Origin of the sequence: Camelimonas fluminis, from assembly GCF_014656355.1 — a bacterium.
GTDB classification, from domain to species: domain Bacteria; phylum Pseudomonadota; class Alphaproteobacteria; order Rhizobiales; family Beijerinckiaceae; genus Camelimonas; species Camelimonas fluminis.
Window position 1 is genome coordinate 27,326 of the sequence record NZ_BNCG01000015.1, and the last position, 22,771, is coordinate 50,096.

General features: G+C 64.5%; 12 protein-coding genes. 6 read left to right on the forward strand and 6 right to left on the reverse strand.

Translation table 11 applies throughout. The features are described 5' to 3' along the window. Positions 1-36: 36 nt before the first annotated feature. The 3 genes from glgX to IE243_RS15180 all read left to right on the forward strand — a co-directional run bounded on the left by glgX (position 37) and on the right by IE243_RS15180 (position 4,605). The gene (gene glgX, locus IE243_RS15170; RefSeq protein ID WP_191320238.1) at positions 37-1,965 is read left to right on the forward strand and encodes a glycogen debranching protein GlgX; all 1,929 of its coding nucleotides are present in this window, start codon (positions 37-39) and stop codon (positions 1,963-1,965) included. A gap of 374 nt (positions 1,966-2,339) precedes the next feature. After that, positions 2,340-3,113, forward strand: a complete 774-nt coding sequence (locus tag IE243_RS15175) for an SDR family NAD(P)-dependent oxidoreductase (RefSeq protein WP_191320239.1) — start codon at positions 2,340-2,342, stop codon at positions 3,111-3,113. Between the two features lie 307 nt (positions 3,114-3,420). Then, entirely contained in the window at positions 3,421-4,605 is a 1,185-nt protein-coding gene (locus IE243_RS15180; RefSeq protein WP_244643204.1) for an adenylate/guanylate cyclase domain-containing protein, read from the forward strand. 162 nt (positions 4,606-4,767) lie between these two features. Here the strand turns inward: IE243_RS15180 and IE243_RS15185 are convergent, their stop codons facing one another. Both IE243_RS15185 and IE243_RS15190 read right to left on the reverse strand, forming a co-directional pair. Beyond that, the gene (locus tag IE243_RS15185; protein WP_191320241.1) at positions 4,768-5,028 is read right to left on the reverse strand and encodes a hypothetical protein; all 261 of its coding nucleotides are present in this window, start codon (positions 5,026-5,028) and stop codon (positions 4,768-4,770) included. A gap of 418 nt (positions 5,029-5,446) precedes the next feature. Next, the gene (locus IE243_RS15190) at positions 5,447-7,726 is read right to left on the reverse strand and encodes a hypothetical protein (RefSeq protein WP_191320242.1); all 2,280 of its coding nucleotides are present in this window, start codon (positions 7,724-7,726) and stop codon (positions 5,447-5,449) included. 240 nt (positions 7,727-7,966) lie between these two features. Here IE243_RS15190 and IE243_RS15195 point away from each other — a divergent pair, with 240 nt between their 5' ends. After that, positions 7,967-9,295, forward strand: a complete 1,329-nt coding sequence (locus IE243_RS15195; protein WP_191320243.1) for a DUF1214 domain-containing protein — start codon at positions 7,967-7,969, stop codon at positions 9,293-9,295. 145 nt (positions 9,296-9,440) lie between these two features. Here the strand turns inward: IE243_RS15195 and IE243_RS15200 are convergent, their stop codons facing one another. Beyond that, positions 9,441-10,157 carry a spermidine synthase gene (locus tag IE243_RS15200; protein WP_191320244.1) on the reverse strand — a complete coding sequence of 239 codons (717 nt, stop codon included), beginning with the start codon at positions 10,155-10,157 and terminating at the stop codon, positions 9,441-9,443. Between the two features lie 466 nt (positions 10,158-10,623). Between IE243_RS15200 and IE243_RS15205 the strand changes: the two genes are divergently transcribed. After that, positions 10,624-11,556, forward strand: a complete 933-nt coding sequence (locus IE243_RS15205; RefSeq protein WP_191320245.1) for an MYG1 family protein — start codon at positions 10,624-10,626, stop codon at positions 11,554-11,556. A gap of 468 nt (positions 11,557-12,024) precedes the next feature. Here IE243_RS15205 and IE243_RS15210 read toward each other — a convergent pair whose 3' ends face one another. Then, on the reverse strand, positions 12,025-12,462 hold the full coding sequence (locus tag IE243_RS15210; RefSeq protein ID WP_191320246.1) for a CopD family copper resistance protein: 438 nt from the start codon (positions 12,460-12,462) through the stop codon (positions 12,025-12,027). Between the two features lie 96 nt (positions 12,463-12,558). Next, positions 12,559-14,088: an FAD-dependent oxidoreductase gene (locus IE243_RS15215; protein ID WP_191320247.1), complete on the reverse strand. Its 1,530-nt coding sequence runs from the start codon at positions 14,086-14,088 to the stop codon at positions 12,559-12,561. Positions 14,089-14,540: 452 nt separating this feature from the next. Here IE243_RS15215 and IE243_RS15220 point away from each other — a divergent pair, with 452 nt between their 5' ends. Next, positions 14,541-15,791 carry an alpha/beta hydrolase gene (locus tag IE243_RS15220; RefSeq protein WP_191320248.1) on the forward strand — a complete coding sequence of 417 codons (1,251 nt, stop codon included), beginning with the start codon at positions 14,541-14,543 and terminating at the stop codon, positions 15,789-15,791. Positions 15,792-15,994: 203 nt separating this feature from the next. Here IE243_RS15220 and IE243_RS15225 read toward each other — a convergent pair whose 3' ends face one another. Beyond that, on the reverse strand, positions 15,995-22,414 hold the full coding sequence (locus tag IE243_RS15225; RefSeq protein WP_191320249.1) for an autotransporter family protein: 6,420 nt from the start codon (positions 22,412-22,414) through the stop codon (positions 15,995-15,997). Positions 22,415-22,771 lie beyond the last annotated feature (357 nt).

Sequence of the window (22,771 nt, forward strand, 5' to 3'; positions counted from 1 at the left end):
CCCTTCAGGATCAGGGCATGTCCGCGCCCGGAAGCAATGGGGCCATCCGTGGTGGAAGACGGGGTCTGCTTCGCGGTTTTCTCCCGCCATGGCAGCCGCGTTCTTGTCAGCGTCTTCGATGAGGCGGGCGAGGGCGAGCTGGCGCGGTTCGCCCTGCCATGCCGGGAGAGCGACATACATTTCGGCCTGCTGGAGGGCGCCGGCGCCACGTTGCGCTATGGTCTGCGCGTGGAAGGGCCGTGGCAGCCCGAACGTGGTCACCGGTTCGACCCGGCCAAGCTGCTCGTTGACCCCTACGCCACGCTGATCGACCGGCCGTTCCGCTGGGACCCGGAATTGGCCCGTCATGGCGCGGACACCACGGCGCTGGTTCCCCGCAGCGTTGTCGTGTCTCTCCCGGGGGGAGGTGAAACGCCGGCGCTGGCGCCGCCATCGTTTATATACGAGCTTGCCGTGCGCTCCTTCACCATGCAGCGGCCGGACACGCCGCCGGCATTGCGCGGCACGCTCGCGGCCCTGGGCGATCCGTCAGTTATCGCCTATCTGAAAGCCTTGGGGGTCAGCCATGTCGAGTTGATGCCCGTCGGCGCCTGGATGGATGAACGGCATCTGCCCCCGCAGGGCCTCACCAATGCCTGGGGCTACAATCCGGTCAACTTTCTGGCGCTGGACCCCCGACTGGCGCCTGGCGGTCCGGCCGACCTCGCCGCGCTCTGCCAGGCCATGGCGCGCGCCAACATTGGCGTGATCCTCGACATCGTTCTCAACCACACCGCCGAAAGCGACGAGTTTGGCGCCACAATCTGCCTGCGTGGCCTCGACAATGCGGTGTACTACCGCCATGCGGCCGGCGATCCCGGTCGCCTCGTCAATGACACCGGCTGTGGCAACACACTGGCGCTTGATCGCGCCCCGGTGGCGCGGCTTGCGCTGGACGCGCTGCGGCACTGGCGGCGCCTCGGCGTCAGCGGTTTCCGTTTCGATCTTGGCGCGGTGCTGGGACGCACGGAGACCGGGTTTTCGCCCGACGCGCCGCTGTTTGTCGCCCTGCTGCAGGATCCCGAACTCTCCCGGGCCATCCTGATCGCCGAACCGTGGGATATCGGACCTGGCGGCTATCAGGCTGGTCACTTCCCGGCGCCATTCGCCGAATGGAACGGCCGGTTCCGCGATGACGTGCGACGCTTCTGGCGCGGCGACAGCGCCGCCGCCGGCGCCCTGGCGACGCGGCTTGCCGGCTCATCCGATCTGTTCGCCGGCGCCCATCGCGGACCGCAGGCCGGCGTCAGTTTCGTCGCCGCCCATGACGGCTTCACGCTTGCCGACCTTGTTGCCTTCGAGCGCAAGCACAACGAAGCGAATGGCGAGGACAACCGGGACGGCGACAACGACAACCATAGCTGGAACTGCGACGCCGAGGGGCCCTCGCGTGATCCTGCGATCGGGGCCGCGCGTCGCCGCGATGTCAGCGCCCTGCTTGCGACGTTGTTCCTTGCGCGCGGCATTCCAATGCTGACCGCTGGCGACGAGTTCGGGCGGACGCAGCATGGCAACAACAATGCCTATGCCCAGGATAACCCGGACTTCTGGCTCGACTGGCAAGGGGCTGATACGGAGCGCGTCGCCATGGTCGCGACGCTCGCCGCACTACGCCGGCAACATCCGCTGCTGTCCGCCGCCAATTTCCTGAGCGGGAAGGGCGATCCGCCTGACGCGCTCTGGCTGCGACCGGACGGAGCGCCCGTCGCAGACCATGAGTGGAGCCAGCTTGACGCTTTTTGCCTGTTGCTCAATGGCGCGAATGAAAGCCTCCTGATCGCAGTTAACCGGAGCAGGCGGGGGATGGCGTTGACGCATCCTCCGGGCCAATGGGAGCTGTTGTTTTCATCCTGCCGCGATGACGCGGACATGCTCCCCGCCCGCAGCGTGGTTTTGTGGCGACAGCACGGAATCTTCGGCTCCTGATGATAGGCGCCTTCCTCGCGAATGTTACCTGACGTGCACGCGCGTGTATTGTGTAGCAAACTATAATATTTATATAATTCATGACCTAATCATAGTATTGATGGCTCGATCATATTCACAGAGACGTTTCAGGCCCCCTGGAAATTTCAAATTTCTTACGTGAGCGCCGCCACGCTCCCTGGGCCGGGCAAGTTTATCCCGATGCAAGCCGGCCATATGAGCATTCCCTCCGGAGACCTTTGGAGGGTGTTTTGGCTCGACGGCCCTGTCCCACACGGTTGCCTGAAGCGACATGGTCTTCACAATTCGCTCTGTCGCCTGGAGGAAACCGTGCCTCTGGGCCAGACTGCCAAAACCAAAAGGGAGGATGCTCCATGGATTTGGAACTGAACGGCAAGACGGCGCTCGTGACCGGATCGACCGCCGGCATCGGGCTGGCCATCGCAAAGCGGCTTGTGGCGGAAGGCGCGCACGTGATCATCTGTGGCCGTAACCGGCAGAAACTGGATTCGACCGCCGCCGGGGCAGGGGCGGTAGCCGTTCTCGCCGATCCGGCAACCGCAGAGGGAGCTGCCGCGCTTGTCGCGGCGGTTCCGCAGGTCGACATCCTGGTCAACAATCTCGGCATTTATGAATCGAAGCCCTTCGCGGACATCACCGATGATGACTGGCGGCGTTTCTTCGAGGTCAATGTGCTGTCCGGGGCGCGGCTGGCGCGGGCCTACTTCCCAGGGATGATCGCGCGAAATTGGGGGCGCATTATCTTCATCGCCAGCGACAGCGCCGTGATCGTGCCGCCCGACATGATCCACTATGGCATGACCAAGACCGCGCAACTTGCGATTGCACGCGGCCTTGCCGCCAGCACCAGGGGAACGCGGGTGACGGTCAACTCCGTCATGCCGGGGACGACGCGCTCAGAGGGCATCGTCGATTTCCTCAAAAGCGTGTCGGACAATCCGGACGCGCCGGAAGCGGAGATCGAAAAAGCTTTCTTTGCAAAGGAGCGCCCGACGTCGCTCATCCAGCGCATGATCGAGCCCGAGGAGATCGCGGCGCTGGTGGCCTATGTCGCAAGCCCGCTTTCCGCCGCCACGAATGGCGCGGCGTTGCGCGTCGATGGCGGCATCACCCCGACGATCTTTTAGAGGAGAATTCACCGTGGCCGGGCACAGGCATCCCATCCCCTGCGGCTTCCTGATGCCGCCCGTCGCTCGCACTGGCGCGGTTGAATGATTGAACCGGCGTGACGGCGCCTTGCGCCACAGGTGATGGCGCTTTGCCCGGGGATAGCGTTGCCGTGCGGGCCGTGCTTTCGCCGGCGCCGGAAACACGCTTTGCAAGCGCGTTTCCGGCATATTGTTTTCCATTCTTCGCTGGGAGGACGGGATGGAAGCGATATCGCGAGCGACTCTATCTGCGCTGGCCGGGTGCGATGAGACGCGGCTTTCCGAGTTGGAGCGTCTCGGCATCCTGCGGCAGAGGAACGGGAGTTACCATTCAGGCGATGTCAGTTGCCTGCGCGTTGCCCTGGCCCTCAATGATGCGGGGATCAGCCTCGATACCCTGGCTGAGGGCCTGAGCCGCAAGGTGTTTTCACTGGATTTCGCCAGTCAGCTCATGTTCGAACCGGTCGCGCTGACCACGCGGTCGCTTGATCGCGAGCTTCAGGCGGAAAACTTCGACCTCCCGACATTGAACCGGCTTCGGTCAGCCACGGGGCTTCCACAACTGTCGGATGACCAGGCGCCGCGGGAAGACGATATCGAGCTCATGCAGCAGCTTGCGGCGTGTCGCAGGCTCGGCGTGTCGGAAGAGGGGTTGGCGCGCGTTCTGCGCGTCTTCGGGCAAACGACGCGCCGGGCTGTTGACACCATGCGCGACCTGTTCCGTGGGGAAATCGAGGAACAGCTGCTGGGTTCAGGCCTGTCGCACGCCGAGATGCTGGAGATCGGCGCCCGCAAGCGGCTGGCCCTGCAACGGAGCGGCTTCAGAGGGCTGTTCCTGCTTCAGCGCCGACTGCTTGAGGAGGCGGTTTTCAACAATGTTGTCGCGCGAATACAGGACGCGTTCCGGGATGAAGGGCATGAGATCGCGACGGGGGAGGCCATGCCCGCCGTCGCCTTTGCGGATCTGACGGGGTTCACCAGTCTCACCGACATGATCGGTGACAGCAAGGCCGCCGAACAGGCGGCCGCGTTCGAGGCCTTCGCCCAGAAGATCGCTCTTGCTGTCGGCGGGCGGGTCATCAAGGCATTGGGCGACGGGGTGATGATGCTGTTTCCGGACGCCGCCTGTGGCCTCGAAGCCTCGCTTCTCATGATCGAGGAACAGGAGAGGCATGGTTTGCCGCCGGTGCGGGTGGGACTGGCGACCGGCCAGATTGTGCCGCGCGACGGCGATATCTTCGGGCGCACGGTCAACCTGGCCGCGCGCATCTCGAACGTCGCGCAGGCCGCTGAGGTTCTCGCCTGCCCGGCGACCAGGACCTCCGCCCTGGCGATGCGGCCGTTGAGCTTTTCTTTCTCGGCGCTCAAGCCGGTCGGGCTGAAAGGGCTCCGCGAACCTGTCCCGCTCTTTTCCGTGCACCGGGCGGCTGCCGGAGACGGCGGTATGCCGGACCCCGAGGGCACGGGCTGAACCGCCCCATTTTCGGCCAGACAATTGGCGTCAGCAGACAGGCTCAAGCACGGCTTGAGGGCAGACGTACGCCCCGTGACCCGAACCAGATAGCGCCGCGCTGGCAATGACGGGACCTGGCGTAGGGGGAACAGCCCCTACGTCGACAACCCGGTGAAAAACTCAGTCCGGCTCATGGCGGTAAGACCGGTGCTTGTGTCCCTTGCACTTCATTTTCTCTACATACTCCCCGTGTTTCCACTTCCCCTTCACCCTGCAATCACCACGCCCGTAGTGGTCCCCATGTTCATACCGGGGAGCCTCCTGGCGCTCATACCAGCTTCCCTGATCGTCGTCGTTCTCCCAGGGATCCGCCAGGGCGCCGCCACCGAGGCACAGGGTCATGGCCAGACCGGCTGCGGCGGCGATGGGCAAGAGTTTCATAGTTTTGGTCCTTTTCGTCTCCCAGCCAGCAATCCTTACGCCTTCTCAAGGCAACTGTGTGGCCTGCCCAGATATCAGGGGTGGATCATTCTGCGTGGATTTCCGCAGTTTCAAGCGACCGGTCATCCCCGAATCCCACCAATGAGCGATCACAACGGTCTCGCCTGCTGCCCCACGTCCTGCCCCGGACAGCCGTGCTGATCGCGGACCGTGGCTACGACAGTTCGTGGTTTCGGGAGGAGCTTGCCGCGAGGGGCGTCATGCCCTGCATTCCTTCAAGCCGAAGCCGGAAAACCCGGCGGGGTTTCCTTTGAACGCGACCGGGGGGCAAGGAGCCCCTCGTCGCCATACGCCAGTCGGGCCTTCCAAAACACGCTCGCATTCGTCGCCGCGGGTCGCGCGCGAACCGACCCGATTCCTAGTAATTTCCAACGCGGCACACCAGACCAACCCTTAAACTTACGCCCGGGTTCGCATTAATAATCATGGGAAAGATGTCGCGTGAATACGACCTGCCATCAATGTCAGGGATAACGGATCGCGCCTCGCGGGCAACACATTCACACTGCTCCCTCGGCCGGTCATTACTACAGGTTCTGACGAACAGACTCTCACGCCCGTCCGTTGCCTGCCCGGCGTTCGCGCTTACATCGGCAATGGCCGCCAGCAGGACGCCCAGAAAAGGGTCAGCGCAAGTGATCGCTTTCACAGTCTCCTGTCCCTCAACATGGGTAGCCTGCCCTCCAGCCATGCTGCCAAGCATTTTCAACAGATCAGCGTCTCCGTACGCGGTTCCGAACACGGCGCGGTCGGCCGCCGTCACCATAGGGCGAAGCAACGCAAGGCGCTCCGCTGTTGATGAGGGCAGGCCGCATCCGCCGATGGCCTGATCGACCACGCCGCCAAAGAAGCTCTGGGCGTCACCATTGAGGCGGGTCAGTTTGCCCGCAACAAGCGCCGCGACCAGTTCCCGCCGACCTGCCGGAATGGCCTCCTGGGGGATGCGGACGCCCTGCATGCGACGCAGGTGACGCGCTTCACGCTCGTCCGTGAGCTTGCGGGCGCCAGCCTCCCGGAGTGCGGCGAGCTTGCGCCCCGCTGCGGCCAGTGCTGCTTCCAGCGCGTCCGGGCGTGCAACGGCTGCTCCGCCGGCAATTGCCGCCGAGATTTTCTGTTCGATGGACCGAGCGTCATCGAGACCATCGAGCTCAGGGCTCAGGGCTTTGAGAACCTGACCAGATTCCTTCGCAGCCTCAATGATGGCCAGCGCCTGCGCACGACTGGTTGGCAGGCTGCCTGGCCTGTGGACCCAAAAACCACTTCGGAACCCGTTAACATCGGCTTCCGAGACCCGTACATTAACGATGCCTTCAATCAATTCAGGGCGGTAGACACTGCTCCGCGTAACAGCGCAATCCCGGGCATTTCGCAACAGCTCATCAAAGCGCGCGTCGGTCATCTCCCCAACTGTCGAGCCGAAGTATTTTTTGAACGTATCATCAGCAAAAGCCTCGGAAAGCGAAGCATCCTGCGCGTTGTATCCGCCAAGCCCGGTGAAATAGCGTGTTTTAAGGGCTCGCGCCTTACCCCAGGCTTCGTACCGGCGGGTTATCCAGTTCCTGTGGGTTTCGCACAATTCAAGGAACGGAGTGGCTGTCGTGGCCTCCCGGAACAAATATGCGGTCGAGCGGGAAAACGTAGAAAGCTGAAGAACATCGCGGCCAAAGCCATCCTTGAGCGAGCTGTTCCTGGTCACGGTGGCCATGAAGTGCCGCCCCCGCTCGCCCGCCGGCACATCGATCCGCTCGATGCGCGCCTCACCAGATCTGTCCAAAACCAGGCCGTATTTGCCACCCATGTACGTGGAAGCCAGCTTTACGTCGAGAAACACCCCGTCAGTTACCGTCTGTCTCTCGGAAAACTCGAGCGACATACGCACCGTATCGACGGAACGGCTGTATACCGCGCCGTCCCAGCGTCCAACCAGACGGCTGATCAATGCCCGGCGTTCGCCGTTCATACGATCTTCTTCGCTCACGGGACGCGGCATGGCGGCCCTGCGCTCCGCCGCTCGCCTGTCGGAGCCGGCCACGCGCTCCAGCCGCTCCTGTTCCTCCTTGTCGGTCGCGGCCTTTCTGCGTCGCGCTTCCTGGGACGCGTTCGATGCTGGCGCTGTCACTCCGCCAGGGAACTTGCCGTCTTTCGCGACGCGGACGCCCTGGCAGCGGACGCGATCCATTTTTCCTTCAATAATCCGCCCGCCCGCATCAATGCTTGCCGTGAAGCCGTAATGTGAATAGCCCGGGGCCGGAATGATCCATTCCACCGGTTTCGCTACCAACGTCCGCGATTCGACCGGGGTGTTTATCCTGATCGAGTAGGCGCCGGTTTTCACGCGCGCGCCTCCATCCACTGGATAGAAAGTGAATATGCCGTCATGGCTGGCGTCTGGCCTGCGTGGTCCGATATCGATCGTAACGCCGACAACCTCAGGACCGCAGTTGTAGGAACCTCGCCATTCCCCGTGCAAAAGGTCCTGCTGGGCAAGCGCCGCCACAGGCGCCCCCAAAAACAGAGCCGCCACAACTGCAAATCGCACCATCGTTGTCCCCCCCAAGCCCCAAACCACACCGACAATACATTGTTTGGCAACCAGGCGAGATGCCTGCTGATACGTGAAAAAAATCGCGAAAATCATCAAAACGAGATCATCGCCGTCTTTTCCCGGCGCCCCTGGATTCTGCGCGGAGCTGTTTCCTGGCGGCATTTCCTGGCTGATGCGCGCGCCTGCCGGGGGGAGGGCTGACTGCGACGGTTTTTGCCTCCGACAAACCAGGCGCTCTGGCTTCTGTCTTCCTGTATGATGGTGCGATCGTGCGGAGCGAAGATTAGCCGCATCAGAGAACGGGATATGGCGACGATGAAAAGGCCGGCCAGTATGCGCACCGTAGCTTTTTGCCTCTCAACGGCCCTGGTCGCCCTTTCATTGTCCGTCGCGACGCGGAGCCAGGCGGCGCCTGTCCCGAAGCCCGACGACAACACCGTTACCGACGCTTATGTCTATCTGCTTGGACGCGCCCTTACGATCCGTCAGGAGCATATGGACCGGAAGGGAGAGGGCTTCGCCTACAACAAGATCAAATACAATCCGCTTGGGTCAGCCGATTTCGTCAATCCGAATTTTGACGTCGCCTATCTCGAGGCCTGGTTCGCGGTCGACGACAAGACGCCGGTCATTCTCGAAGTGCCGGAGGTCAGGGGACGCTACTACACGGCGCAAATTCTCGACGAATGGGGAGAGGTGATCGCCAATATCAACGAGCGAACGTTCCCGACGAAGCCCTTCGGAAAGTTCGCTCTGGTCAAACCCGGATCGACCGTCAGGATTCCTGCTGACGCCGGTCGGATTGAATTGCATTCCAGCAAGGCGAAACTGCTCGGCCGCGTCGAGTTGAAGGGGGACCCGGACGGAGCAGTAAAGCTCCAGCACGCCTTCAGGGCGACCGGGACCGGCAAGCCCGCAATCAAGCCGCCTCCAGCCATTCCGATGTTCGACAATGCGACGCTGCTCGGAGCCGAGATCTTCGATGATGTCGACGCCAGACTCGGCAGCGCGCTGGATGTATCCCCCGTCGCGGCCGGGATGCAACAGAAGGTGCGCTCGGTTGCGGCCTATGTTGCCTCCGGCAAGGAGGCCCGTGCTGCGGTCGATGCGCAACTCAGGGCGTTCGTTCCGAAGTTCCGCAAGGACGCTTTGACCAGGAGCGCGCCTTATGTGAACCATTGGCTATGCGGAGCTTCTGGCGGCAATTATGGCGCCAACTACCAGATGCGCACAGCGGCAAACTACACCGGCATCTGGGCCAACAATCCTGCCGAAGCCGTCTATTTTCCAGCGACGCGCGATGCGAACGAAAAGCCACTCGACGGCAGCAGCAGCTATGTCATGCACTTCCCGGCCGATGGGCTGCCCGACAAGGTCGTCGACGCCTACTGGTCGGTCATCCTGGTCGGCGTACCTGACTATCGTGTCGTGCCGAACCCGCTGAAACGCTACAATTTCAATAATCATTCCGCCCTGGTGAAAGAGGCGGACGGTTCGTTGAAGATCGGCATCGGGCCGAAGCCGGTGGCGGGCGTTCCGGAGGCCAACTGGCTGCCTTCGGCAGAGGGCAAGCCCTTTTCGCTGACCTTCCGGACCTATGTGCCGAAGGAGCAGGTCAAGACATGCGAATGGACGCCGCCTCCAGTTACAAAGGTGGAGTGAGGCAGGCTGCGGGCTACAATTGTCCGCGGGACGATGACTGCCCCTGCGTCCCAGCGCGGGGCAGGCGGCCGGGTGTATCTGGATTCGCAGAAGAAACATTATGGAACTAATCGGCGCTTTGGCGGCTGTCTCAGGCAGCAGCCGGTCAGCTCCGTTCGTCCCGCAGCAACCCACCAGCTTTCGACAGGCCGCCACCCTTCACCGCGATCCAGATGACATGACGCGCGCCGCCACCCTTGCCATTGGCGCGCACACGCGCCTCTTCCACGCCGAAGCCGCCGCGCCGCAGGCGCCGGGTGAAGTCCTGATCGGGAGCGGATGACCATACGGCGAGAATGCCCCCGGGGCGCAGCGCCACGGCAGCCCGGGCAATGCCAGCCGCGTCATAGAGACCGTCATTGCCCGGGCGTGTCAGCCCGCCGGGGCCATTGTCGACGTCGAGCAAAATGGCGTCGAAGGCGCCCCGGCTGGCGCGGATGAGCTTCGCCACATCGCCTTCATGTATGCTGGCGCGCGGATCGGTCATGCTGGGGCCGAACAGTTCCGCCATTGGACCACGCGCCCAGGCGATCACCTCCGGAACCAGTTCGGCCACGACGATGCTGGCGTCAGGCCCGAATTTCTCCAGCGCCTCGCGGAGCGTGAAGCCCATGCCCAGCCCGCCGATCAGCACGCGCGGCCTGGGCCGCGCGCCGAGGCGTTCGCTCACAAGGCTGGCCAGCGCCTTTTCCGAACCGCTGAGGCGGCTGTTCATCAGTTCGGTCGCGCCAGACATGATGGAAAACTCGCCGCCACGCTGTTTCAGGCGGAGGTCTTCGCCGCCGGGAACCTTCGCGGTGTCGAGCAGGGTCCAGGGGATCATGGCGGGGCCTCGCCTTGCAGGTGACAGATTCGGATGATGATCCGGGGATATAGCGCCGGACACCCCAACAGGGCCAGTAGGGCGATCCCTGCCAGGCAAACGCCCGCTCGTGGCGTTGCGGCGCATCGCCAAACCTCCGGTAACCGGTTAGAAGCAGGCCGGTTTGGTGGTGCGGTTCCGGTCGTTGCATCCGCATGCTTCAGGCAAACGCGGGAATCAATGGGCCGCCATCAAGTCTTTGATTGGTTTGTTTCCGGATTTTGACATTGGAGCGACTGCCTGACGCCAACAGGGACCCACATTTCAGGTTCAATACGCCAGGGGCAATAACATGCTCCATTCGTCCACGAACGGCCATCTCCCAGGCTTTCCTGATCTGGCGCGGCTTCCATTGCATCGGAAAGCGCCTTCTTCAACAACATCCAGGCGCGGTTCTTCCGCCACACACCACAAGGCGCTTCCGGGTATGCCCCCAGATTATCTCGTCACCCACTCCGGCGGCTTCCACGCTGACGAACTGATGTCCACCGTCATCCTGAGCCGCCTGTTTCCCGATGCGCGACTGGTCCGCAGCCGCGACAGGGAATGGACTACGCCCGGGGCTGATCGCATCATCTATGATGTCGGCGGTGTCTATGACGCCGACCTCCGCATTTTCGATCACCACCAGCGCGGCGCCCCCCTGCGCGACGACGGCCAGCCCTACAGCTCGTTTGGCCTGATCTGGAAGCATTTCGGCCGCGACTACCTCCTGGCGTCTGGTGTGCCGGCGGCGCATGTGGAGGCCATTCACACCTCCTTTGACGCCGGCTTCGTGCTACCGGTCGACCTTGTCGACAATGGCGCGCTCAGCCCTTCCGTAGCGGGACCACTGCTGGCGGGCCTGACCTTGCCAGGTCTGCTGGAAAGCCTGAAACCTGTATTCGACGTCAACGATCCCGACGCCGATGATCGCGCCTTTCAGGGAGCGCTGACCATCGCACGCGCCTTCGTCGAAGCGCGGATCGGCCGTAGCGCCGCGAAGCTGCGCGCTGAAACGCTCGTGATGAATGCAATCCGGACGGCGGCTGACGGGCGCGTTCTCGAGTTGCCCATGGGCATGCCATATCGCCCCACGGTGGTGAAAGCCGGAGCCGATCATCTGCTGTTCGTGGTGCACCCCCGCGACAGGGACTGGTGCGTCAACGGCATCCGCAGGGCCGATGAGGGCTTCGAACTGAGGGCCGATCTGCCGGCGTCGTGGGCTGGTCTGACCAATGAAGAACTGGAGCGCGCCTCCGGCGTCGCCGGCGCCCGTTTCTGCCACAACGGTCGCTTCATTGCCGCCGCCGCAAGCCGTGAGGCCGCCCTCGCGATGGCCGACATCGCCGTTCGGGAGGCGCTTGAGACCACGGAATGATGAGCCTGGCCCATCGCTCTTTGAGTGCGTCCGAAATGGTGGTGAGGAGTTCGCGCGCTGCACCCGTCTTGACGTCAGCGCGTTTGGGATGCGCGTCAGCCGTTTGGGCTGGCAGCCACGGCGGCCGCGTGGTCATGAACAGGGCCACGACGGCCATGCTGCGGAAACCGGCCGGCTGCGCGACTCCCGCTCTTCAGGAGTGAAGGGTTTGAAAACAGGGTGGCGGGCGCTGCGCCCCTCGCCTCGCCATCGGCGAAGCCCGCTTTTTACGACTGATCCCGACGCGCTTCAGCGCATGCCGGATCACGGTGTCGGTCAGGGCAGGCGCGGCCCAAGCAAACCGCCAGCGCGGCGGTCAGTTGCTGTCGACCAAAAACGGGCGGCCGGAAAGTCCGCCCTGGAGAAAAGCACCCGCCTCTAACCCCGCGTCCGCCGGGGGAAACGGGTCATACCCAACGCATTCTGGCGTCAGGCAACATAAAACATCGTCTTTGCCAGGATCACGATCAGCATCACATGGATGAAGACGCTGATGTGAATGAAGCGGACCTGCCGCGACCGGAGTTTGCCCCGCGCGCCCAGCGTCACGGCGGCGATGAAGTGGCCCAGCACACTGAGCGCAAGCGCGATCTTGAGCGCCAGCAGGGTGGCGAAGCCGCTGTCGAACGGATGCGCCAGGACATCCCTGTACTGCCAGGCCATGGTGATACCGGCCGCGTAAAGCACCAGGATCACGAATGGCATCACGCGCCGCGCGCGGCGGCCGATGGCGCTTTCCACCGCCCGCATCGCCTCGGGCCCAACTGGCCTGCCGATGGCCCCAAGAATCGTCACCTCGAAGAACACGGAGCCGACGAAAAAGATCGCGGCCAACAGATGCAAGGTAACGAGGACAAGATTTTCCATGGCAGTTCCGCCCACACCGACGCCTTGCGCCCGATCCGGCGCGCGACGATCCCGTTTCCTGTTTCGACCCGGCCGCCTTTTCGGGCTGGATGCCTGTTACACCGCCGCGATCCCGGCCTCCATCCCTGCCTCGGCGGCAAGACTTTCCAGGTCGCGCCCCATGGTGAGCACGGCCAGCGTTCGCTCCTCGCGTTTGTAACGCAAGGTACAGTCGCCGGCGGCGATATCGCCGTCGACCTCAATCGTATCCCACGCTTCCGCATGGCCGACATAGTTGAGGCCCAGATCGTAGTGTTGGCTCCAGAAAAAGGGCGCTCCGACATATTTGCGGCGCTCGCCCAGCATGTTTGCGGCGGCTGTCTGGCCCTGGCGCCCGGCCACCACCCAATGTTCGACGCGGATCGCCGCACCGCTGTGCGGATCGGGCCAGCGAGCGATGTCGCCTGCGGCGAAGACGCCAGGCGCACTCGTTTCCAGATAAGCGTCGACCATCACGCCACGGTCGGTCCTGAGACCGGCCGCCTCCGCCAGTTGCGCGCGCGGGCGCACCCCGACCCCCATGACGACAAGATCGGCGGCGAGCGCCCCGCCGCCAGCAAGCTGCACCCCGGTGGCGGTGATGGCGCGCGCCGTTTCTTCAAGGTGGAAGACGACGCCGCGCTGCTCATGCAGGGCGCGGATGAAATCGCCCATTTGCGGGCCGAGAATTCGCTCCATCGGCCGCTTGCCGGGCGCCACAACATGGACGTCGAGCCCGCGTTGCCGCAGGGCCGCGGCCACTTCCAGTCCGATGAAGCTCGCCCCCATCACCACGGCGCGACCGGCGGTTTCAGCTTGCGCGATGATTGCCCGGCAGTCGGCGAACGTACGCAGCGTATGGACATGCGGCAGGTCCACCCCGGGAAGCGACAGGCGCACGGGCTCGGCCCCGGTCGCCAGCAGCAGCCGGTCATAGGCGAGCCGCGCGCCGTCGGCGAGGCGAACTTCGGAAGCGCCCACATCGATGGCGGCCACGCTCGTCGCCAGCCTGAGGTCGATGCACTGCTTTTCATAGAATGCGGAGTCGCGCAGCGGCATCCAGTCCTGCGGAGCCGCGCCGGCCAGAAAATCCTTTGAAAGATTGGGCCTGTCGACGGGCGCGTCGGCGTCGTCACTCAACATGACGAGGCTGCCGGAATAGCCGAGGTCGCGCAATCTCTGGGCAGCCGCGAAGCCCGCCGCCCCGCCGCCGACGATGATAATCCGTGATGGCGCTGAACCGCCAGGCAACGCGCGTCCAGGGGCCGGCTTCTTCTTGCCAACCATGATCCTCCCCAGCCGCCGCTCCACCGCCCAGCAACTGACTGGAGCCAGGGCCGGCGCCGCGACAGCCTCGCCGGTGCGGAGGTCGAAACGCGCATGGTGCCAGGGGCAGCGGATCGTCCCTCCCACCACCAGCCCACTGGCCAGAGGTCCACTGTAGTGCGTGCACTCCGCGCTGATGGCGAAGATCTCTTCGCCGCGGCGCACCAGCAGAACGGACTGGCCTTCGAACTGGCCGACGAGCATGCCGCCATCGGCAAGTTCTGCTTCAGCGACCCCTCTGGCCAGATCGGGGAGATCCGGATTTTCCTGATGCTCAGCCATTTCATCCTCCACATCATGCCAGCGTTTTTCCGTGCGACGTTTACGCCGCCGGCGCCGCAATACTGATCAGGACAGTTCCGCCATCACCGCCTTCCGCATGGCCGGATTGGCCTGTATCCGTTGCTGGAAACGCTGGCCCCTCCCCAGGCTCGACGCCAACCTTCTCCGACCGGTTCGCCAGAAGAACAGACAGGCGTCGGCGATGGAGCGGCTTCCGGCGACCCGGCAGACTGGCCGCCGTCAACTCCGTGCACCCCGCCCCGCAAGGCAAACACTCAACTTCGTCGGAACCGACGATAGCGCTGACGCCCCCGATCGGTAGGCTTGAACCCGAAACTGCGCCTGAACCGGGCAAGCAGCAAGACGAATAAAGAGAACGGGACAACAACATGAGCGGTCATATGGGAGGGAACGTCGCGCAGATCGGTCATATTCTGACAACTGAGAGCGGCATGCCAAAGACAAGACGGGCTTCAGAACCGGACCGCGAATCCCGGCTGCTGCTCCACGCCGTGAACGGGGCCTTTCCGCTCGCCGGACGCGCCATCAATCGCGAGCGTGTCTCGTCATTCCGCCGCGCCTTCTCGACCATGGCGTCGACCTTCGGTCGCCGCATCCCCTTGGCTGGTCTGGCGGAGCGCCAGATCCGCGGGCCAGACGGCAACGCCATCCCACTGCGCATCTATACGCCCGACGGCCCGCCCGGCCTGAAGCCCGCATTCCTGTGGTGTCACGGCGGCGCTTTTGTCGTTGGCGATCTCAACACCAGCGACAGCATTTGCCGGGCCATTGCCCGCGCCTCTGGAGCCATTGTTATATCCGTGCGCTACCGCCTGGCGCCGGAGCATGACCTTTACGCAGGTCGCGAAGATTTTCTGGCGGCCCTGAACTGGGTCCACAAGAATGCCGAAACACTCGGCATCGACGGCAACCGCCTTGGCGTTGGCGGCGACAGTGCTGGCGGCAACATCAGCGCCGCCGTGGCCCAGGAGAATATCCGCAGGGGCGGCCCGCGGCTCAGCCTGCAGGCGCTGGTCTATCCCGCGACCAATCTGGCGACGAGTTTCGCTTCAAAAGACGAAAACGCCGAAGGCTATCTGCTCACCGCCAATTTCATCGACTCGGTCGGCCCATTGGTCGAACGTGGCGAAGATCCGACGGATCCGTGGCTGTCGCCAGCTCATGCAGTCAGCCTGGCCGGACTGCCCCCGGCGGTGATCATCACGGCGGGCTTTGACCCAATCCGTGACGACGGCCTGTTTTACGCAGCGCAACTGCGCAGGGCTGGCGTTCCGGTGGAGTTGCTGCATTATCCAGGCCAGTTCCACGGCTTCTTCAACTTCGACGCCTTGCTGGGCGCGGCGCGCGACGCCCAGGAGCGGGTTGGCGTCGCGTTGCGCGATGCCTTCGCTGCCGAGCCGGCGCCAAACCGGACGATCGAAATCGCCGACCACCGTCCGTGGCTTGATGCGCGCCTGTCAAAGGACCTGATTACCGGCGCCATGCTGGCTGGCCGTTCGGTCCGGCAATGGAACAGCCATGTGTTGCGCAGCCTCTCGCCAGAGACGGCATACGCCGCCGCCAACCTGTTGCGCCCCTTCTGGGCGCCGGCAGCCATGGCGCGACGCACCATCTCGGGCTACATCAACGCTCTGAACGCCCAGCAGAGTTACCCACCCCAGGCGGGAACCCCCTCCGCCTGACCTTGCAGCGATCAGGCGGGCTTCGATTGACGCCGATTGGTTACAAAATCCGGCGCGCAGGCGGATAGCCGCGATTTTTGTTCTGTCCGCGCATCGAAACGTAATTGCGCGGATCGGCCGCCTTCCGGAGCTTTTCGCGACGAGAATGCGCCAAATTAAGATGATGGAGCAGTTTTGGTGAACTGGTTTTCACCGAAACTGCTCTAGAAATGGATGGCGGCGCGAACCCCGGCGCGATGGCTGAGATAGTCCTTGCCGATCTGCGCCTTGTATTCGCCACGCAATTCGAAGCCGCCTTTCCTGAAAAACTGTACGCCGGCGCCGACGTCAAGAAGATAGCGCGGCAGTTCGCTGGTCGAGGTGAAGCCAGGCCCCTCGCTGAAGCCGTCAACAAAGCTGGCGCGGGTGCTGAGGCCGGTGTCCGACAACCAGGTCGCCCCGAGGCTGACGTAAGGGCGCAGCCATGAGCCAGGCTCCAGATCCGCGCGAACGCCCAGCTCCACCGCCGGGCTCACCGCCACCGTCCACTCTCGCAGTGGCGCGATCTTCATGGTCGCGCCGACGCCCTCGGTGACATAGCCGGGCATCCGCGTGTGAATGACATCGACATCAAGATACGGGCGCAGATACCAGCCGTCGAAGGCAAATTCATAGGCCGCCCGCCCGCGCGCGCCGAATGTCCACGCATGGGTGTCGACCTTGTTCATCCACTGTTCGTCATCAATGGCGAAAGACGTTCTGACGTCCTGCGAGGCAAACCCGGCGTGCAGAACGGCGGCGAAATACCAGGCCCCGACCTGGTGCTTCAGGGCGACCGAGACGTCGCCGCCCTGGCCGCGGTACTTCGTGGCCATGTCGCTGGATTGCATCATGTCGACATTGTATGCGGCGCTGGCGCCAAGGAACCAGTTGGGAGCCAGCTCCCACTGGCCGCCCACCTGGTAGCTGAGACTGTCCTGGCGGTAGCCATCCGTGGTTGACGTGTTGAACAACATCGTGCGTCCACCCGTGACGGCGCCCCAGACACACTGGTTTTCATTGATCATTGCGCCGCCATCCACGAACACCGGACAACTGAGCGCACGCCCCATGGAGCCGCGCGCGCTGACCGTCTGCGCCGCCGCCGGCTGCTGCCTGCCTTCGGGCGACAGTCTGTCAATGGCGTTCATGTATTCAGTTGCTGAACCGGCATTGGCCAGCGCAGCGAAGATCTGGGATTGCGCCATAGCCTCCGGATGAGAGGCCGAATCCCAGCCCTTCTGCAGCGCCATGATCATTGCCAGTTCCGTCTGGGTGAGCGGCGCACCGCCGGTCGCGCCCTGGAAATCGGCCTTGGGCTGGATAATCAGCCGGTTGCCACTGTCGAGAAACGACCAGGAAACCGGGCCAGCCTGAGGTTGGGCCAGTGAGGCTGAGCTGCGCCCTGTCAGCCACTGGGCCTCAATGACCGACAGCGGCGTTTTTGTCAGCCGCTCGCCAACGCGGGGCTGAATGCGCAACCCGTCAATGTGCACCTGGCTGGCCTGGATATAGTCCGCCGACACCACGTTGCTGCCTGCGGGCCTGTCGACGTCGACATTCATGACGCCGCCGAGATTCACTTTGGTCTGGTCCGAAAACCAGGCCTTGCCGAGCGTTCCGACGCCGCCGACCTCAAGCGCGCCCCTGTTGATGAAGGCGCCGTCGGCGCCAAGGTTGACCCGCGACAACAGACCCTCGCCGTAGCCGAACACCATCGCGCGGCCGCCGCCCGTGTCAAAAACAGCGCCGGCTTCGTTGACGAAACGGCTGCCGCCGCCGTCATCGGCGATATCGACCCCGCCTGTCAGCCGGCCCCGGTTGGAGATGCTCATCGGCGCGCCATAGCCGAGGATGGCCTGACCGGACAGGGCGCTGACCTGCGACCCCGCTTCCAGGATTACCGTGGTGCGGCCGCCATCGACGCGTATGGCCGCGCCATTGGCGGAGCCACCCTGAATAACGCCGGTATGGCGGATAAGGTTATAGTGCTCCGGGCGCGAACGCTCGATATCAATGGAGCCGTCAGCCTTTTGTACGCCGTTCTGTACGAAAATGCCGTAAGCGTTGCGACCGGTAGCGACAATATCGCCGACGGTCTGGATGCTGATGTGGCCTCCCCGCCCTTCTTCACGCTCGGCGTGCTTGCCGTAAACTTTCCATGGCGCGTCAGTACGATCGCCGAACTCACTGACGCCAAAAGGAAAACGCGTGGCGGCGTTGGAGGCGCGCGGTTCGCTCCACTGGTTGATGTTGTAGCCATACCCGCCGCCGCCGCCGAGGCTCTGCACGAAGACGCCGTGAGCGCTGGCTCCCGTTGTGTGGATGCTGAGACGCGCGGCGTTATCCAGCATGTCGATCGCAACGGTTCCGCCGTCGACCGATTGCCGGGGCGAAAACAGACTGTCGGGAAGCAGGATTTCCTCGAACACCCGCTTGTATCCGACCTGCGGATTGCGGACGCTCCAGCCGCCGTTGCCCGAGCCGGCGTAGCCGCCGCCGCCGCCGATCGACTGGGCGAACACGCCCATGGCGCCGTCGCCGGTCGTGGTGATATTGGCATGACCACCAAATGTAATGTTGATGTCGCCGCCCTTGCCGCGCGCGCCGCCCGATGCGCCCAGCACAGCGTTGCGGGTTGCATGGCCGCCAGCTCCGGCGTCGGCGCCAAAACCGCCGCCGCCACCGATCGACTGGGCGAACAGGCCGATCGCGCCATGTCCGGTGGTCTCGATGGTCCCAAACTGGTGCACGCGCACCGCGCCGCCATCGCCGCCTCGACCACCACGGCCGCCGATGCTGGCGGTAAGCGACAGCGGTGGGATCACCGAATTCCAGTCCATTTCGGCCTTGCCGCCGCCGGTCTGGCCAAGCGTGCCCAGATTGAAGTCCTTGAGCAGGTCGTTGGCGAGCCTGAGCACCTCCAGCTCTTCCTGCGAACCGGCGATATTGTCGACCGAAAGCGGCGACTTGCGCTCGACGAAATAGGCGCCGCCTCCGCCGCCGACCGATTGCGCCACAAGGCCGTGAGCTTCCTTGCCCTGGGTTCTGATGGTTCCTGAATTGGTCACGACGACATCCTTGCCATCGGACCAGGAGGAGCCGGAGCCGCCCATGTTGACTGTGGCGCTCACCGTGCCGATGGCGTCGGTATTGACGGCGCCGCCCGCAAGTCCGCCGCCGCCGCCAATACTCTGGGCCAGCACGCCGAACGATGCGACGCCACGGGTTTCGATCAGGCCGCCGTTGTTGACGGTCACGCCGCCGCCAGAGCCGCCCGAACCGCCGGAGCCTCCGACGTTCATCTGGATATTGTACCAGTTTGCGCCCGAGGTGACGGCGCCGCCGCCGGAACCTCCGCCGCCGCCAACGCTCTGGGCAAACATGCCATAGGAGACCGGGCCATGCGTGATGATCGTCCCGTCATTCCGGACGTTCACCGCGCCGCCGGCTCCGCCATCGCCGCCCGACCCGCCGATGGACAGGTTCAGGGCAACCGTCGCCTTCGTCGGGGTGACCTTTCCGACGACCTCCTTGAGAGCGCCTTTCAGGCCATCGGTCAGCTTCTCCATGATATAATTCAGCGCGCCGGTTTTGGCCGCCTCATAGATGGCCACGCTCACGAAGTCCCTCACGGGAACTTCGGGGATCAGCGGCTTGCCTTCCTTGAGATTGATCTCGTTCTGCTTGCGGATTTTTTCATTCTGCCTGATGGCGTCCTTCGCGGAACTCCATCCTGATTTGACGATCGTCAGGACAGTCTTGGCCTGCCCCAGACGCTCCTGCGTCGGGCTCTTCTTGTCCAGCAGTCCGGCTTCGGCGCGGGCGATGTCGGGATTGCCGAACTGGCCGCTGGCGCGCTTGTTGATCTTGATCAGATCGTCCGCGAGCTGCAGCACGGCGTCCGTCGCTTCAATGCCAGAGCCCAGCGAGGGGCCGCTTTTGGCCTTTGCCGCGAGGGCGCCGCCATCGCCGCCGCCGCCGCCGACGCTTTGGGCAAAAATACCCGCGGAACCGCCATCATGTGTCTCGATGCGACCGCTGCGGGCGTTGACCACGTTGACGACGCCGCCATTGCCGCCGGAGCCGCCGGAGCCGCCGATATTGAGACTGCTGGAACGCTCCGACGTTCCAAGGCTGAGAAAGCCGCCGCCAGAGCCGCCGCCGCCGCCGATGCTCTGGGCCAGAATCCCGCGTGCATTCTCGCCGTGGGTCGTCACCGACCCTTCGTTGCTCACCAGCGTCAGGCCGCCCGAGCCGCCGCGGCCGCCTGAACCGCCGATAGCCAGGCGCACTGACCACGTGTCAGCTATCGGCACGCCGTCCTGCACGATCGTCGAGACATATCCCTGATTGGAAACGCCCTTGGCGGCGCTGGCCGAACCGGCTCCGCCGTCGCCGCCGCCGCCGCCGATGCTCTGGGCCAGAATGCCGGTGGCGAACCTGCCGTGGGTGGTGATCGCATTCACATTGGCGATGCTCGCAAGGCCGCCGGAGCCACCCCCTTTGGCCGAGCCGCCGAGGCTGAAGGCAAGCGAGAAATTTTTGGTGAAGCCAATAACGTCGGCCACCGCCGCCGCTGCGCCAGCGGCGCCGCCGCCGCCGCCAATGCTGCCGGCATAGACGCCATAGGCCTTCTCGCCCCAGGTTTCGACGCCCGCGCGATTGTAGACCGAGACATCGCCGCCGGCGCCGCCCGCGCCGCCATCGCCGCCCATGGCAAACGACAGGGCCAGCGCCGGATAAGGCGGCGGCGCAATTGCGAAGGCATAGGCGCTGGCGTTTCCAGCCTTGCCGCCGCCGCCGCCGACGCTGCGCGCCTCCACGCCATGGGCTTCCATACCCTTTGTCGTGATATTCGAGCCGTTCTCGACAAACACGGCCCCGCCGTCGCCGCCCATGCCGCCGTTGCCGCCGATCGCCACGGACACCGCCGCGAACACGCCCGCCGTCGATGTGTTGGCCGAGCCGCCCGCGCCGCCGCCGCCGCCGACGCTCTGGGCCACGATGCCGCTGGCGAGACGCCCCGTGGTCGTGATCGATGGCGCCGCAAGGCCGCCTGGAGGCAGGGTGGACGTAACGTTGACAAAGCCGCCCGAGCCGCCGCCGCCGCCATCGCCGCCTGCTGAATAGCCCAGCAAAATATTGAGTACGCTGCTGGATGAGCCGCCACCGCCGCCGCCGCCGCCGACGGACTGCGCCAACACGCCGAAGGCGCTCTCGCCTTCAGTTGAGATCATCCCGTTCTGGGCGAGGAGCACCGCACCGCCGGAGCCGCCGGAACCGCCCTCTCCGCCCTTGCCCGCAGGAAAAAATGCGTTGGAGCTGCCGCCGCCAGCGCCGCCGCCGGAACTTGCCCCCGGCGTATAGCTGCTGCGCTGGAAGGCATTGACCGCGCCGCCGCCGCCAAGCGATTGGGCGACAACGCCGATGGCGCCCTTGCCATGCGTGACGACTGAACCGCTATTCACCACCTCGACGGAGCCGCCATTGCCAGCGGCGCCTCCATCGCCGCCGCTACGCCCGCCCCAGGCCGAAGCGCCGTTACCGCCGGACCCGCCAATGGACCACGCGGCGAGGCCAAATGAGTAATTGCCGAACGTGGTGATCTCGCCAGCCTGCAGCACGTTGACCGCGCCGCCATGCGCCGCATCGCCGCCCTTGCCGCCGCCTGAGCCGACATTCCCGCTGACCATGGCAAGTTGCCGTCCGCCACGGCCGCCGACCGACTGCGCCAGCACGCCCGTGGACGCCTCGCCCTGGGTGGTGATCGCGCCATGATTGCTGAACGTAACCGTCCCCCCATTGCCGGCCCCTGGCAGCACCCGCTGATAGGTGCCGCCATCCATGCCGGCGCCGCCGACGGATTCGGCGATGACGCCAGGGGCCCAGCCACCCTTCGTCGACACGCGGGCGGCCGGACCGATGGTTACGGCTACAGAGCCGCCGGCCGCGCCCGGAAACAGATAGGCGTCACGGGCGTCGATGCCGACCGGCCAGGCGCCAATGGCGCGGATCGCCTCCGGGGAGCGGTTGCGTCCGGTCTGTCCGCCTGCGGACGTCGCCCAGACGCCGCCAAAATGATCGCCAGATGTTGAAACAACGCCCTGCACGTCAAGGATGACCGATCCCGCCGCGCCGCCCGCGCCAGAACTCCAGTAGCCAACGCGTCCATCGCCGCCCATCGAATAGACGCGCAGCAGGGCGATATCGATGGTCTGGCTGCCGGCGCCGTACAGGTCGCCGCGCTGGATGACAGTGACATTGCCGGCGGAGCCGCCCTTTTTACCGGGCGTGTAATACGGGCTGCCCGCGGCCGTGAAAGCAGCGCCGAGGGCGCCGTGGCCGCCAGCGGAGCCGATTTCCACCGCCACCCCGCCTGAGGGCGCGCCGGTATTGCTGAAATCATTGACAATCGAGACGCCCGCAGCGTCGAGACCATGCGTGGAGTCCACCGAGACCCGGGGAACAAGGGCAGGATTGTAACCCCAGCAACTGCGTTCGTTGGACCAGCACTGATCCTTGCCGTTTGCGCCGCGCTCGACCTGTCTGGCGACGCTTTCAGCCATGGCCGGGCTGGGGCTTACAGCGAGCGCGGCCGTCATCAGCGCCAAAAGACTTACGCCTGACCACCATTGTTGTGAACTCGCCGCACCCATCTGACGCCCCGATCATCCAAAATACGGACATACCCTGCGCCACACGCTAAGCCCGAATGCCGTCCGGTGATACGATCGAGTTGGAACCAAATGGAACGCTTTGGAACGGCGCATAAGCATCTGGGCCCCGCCGGGAAGAACCTTGGGGCGTCACCCCGGACTTGACCGGAGGCGACGCCAGTGGGGCGGATCAGTGACGACGCCCGCCAGCGCCTTCCACACCCGGGAACCTGCGTGTCCGCCATGAAGGCCGCGATCCTCGGGTCGACATCAGCCGCGAAGGATTCCGTGAACCCCACCTTG

Excerpts from the sequence above, each read along its gene's own strand:
- glgX (WP_191320238.1), top strand. The coding sequence starts at position 37 with ATGGGGCCATCCGTGGTGGAAGACGGGGTCTGCTTCGCGGTTTTCTCC.
- IE243_RS15175 (WP_191320239.1), top strand. The coding sequence starts at position 2,340 with ATGGATTTGGAACTGAACGGCAAGACGGCGCTCGTGACCGGATCGACC.
- IE243_RS15185 (WP_191320241.1), bottom strand. The coding sequence starts at position 5,028 with ATGAAACTCTTGCCCATCGCCGCCGCAGCCGGTCTGGCCATGACCCTG.
- IE243_RS15190 (WP_191320242.1), bottom strand. The coding sequence starts at position 7,726 with ATGATTTTCGCGATTTTTTTCACGTATCAGCAGGCATCTCGCCTGGTT.
- IE243_RS15195 (WP_191320243.1), top strand. The coding sequence starts at position 7,967 with ATGCGCACCGTAGCTTTTTGCCTCTCAACGGCCCTGGTCGCCCTTTCA.
- IE243_RS15200 (WP_191320244.1), bottom strand. The coding sequence starts at position 10,157 with ATGATCCCCTGGACCCTGCTCGACACCGCGAAGGTTCCCGGCGGCGAA.
- IE243_RS15205 (WP_191320245.1), top strand. The coding sequence starts at position 10,624 with ATGCCCCCAGATTATCTCGTCACCCACTCCGGCGGCTTCCACGCTGAC.
- IE243_RS15210 (WP_191320246.1), bottom strand. The coding sequence starts at position 12,462 with ATGGAAAATCTTGTCCTCGTTACCTTGCATCTGTTGGCCGCGATCTTT.
- IE243_RS15215 (WP_191320247.1), bottom strand. The coding sequence starts at position 14,088 with ATGGCTGAGCATCAGGAAAATCCGGATCTCCCCGATCTGGCCAGAGGG.
- IE243_RS15220 (WP_191320248.1), top strand. The coding sequence starts at position 14,541 with ATGCCAAAGACAAGACGGGCTTCAGAACCGGACCGCGAATCCCGGCTG.
- IE243_RS15225 (WP_191320249.1), bottom strand. The coding sequence starts at position 22,414 with ATGACGGCCGCGCTCGCTGTAAGCCCCAGCCCGGCCATGGCTGAAAGC.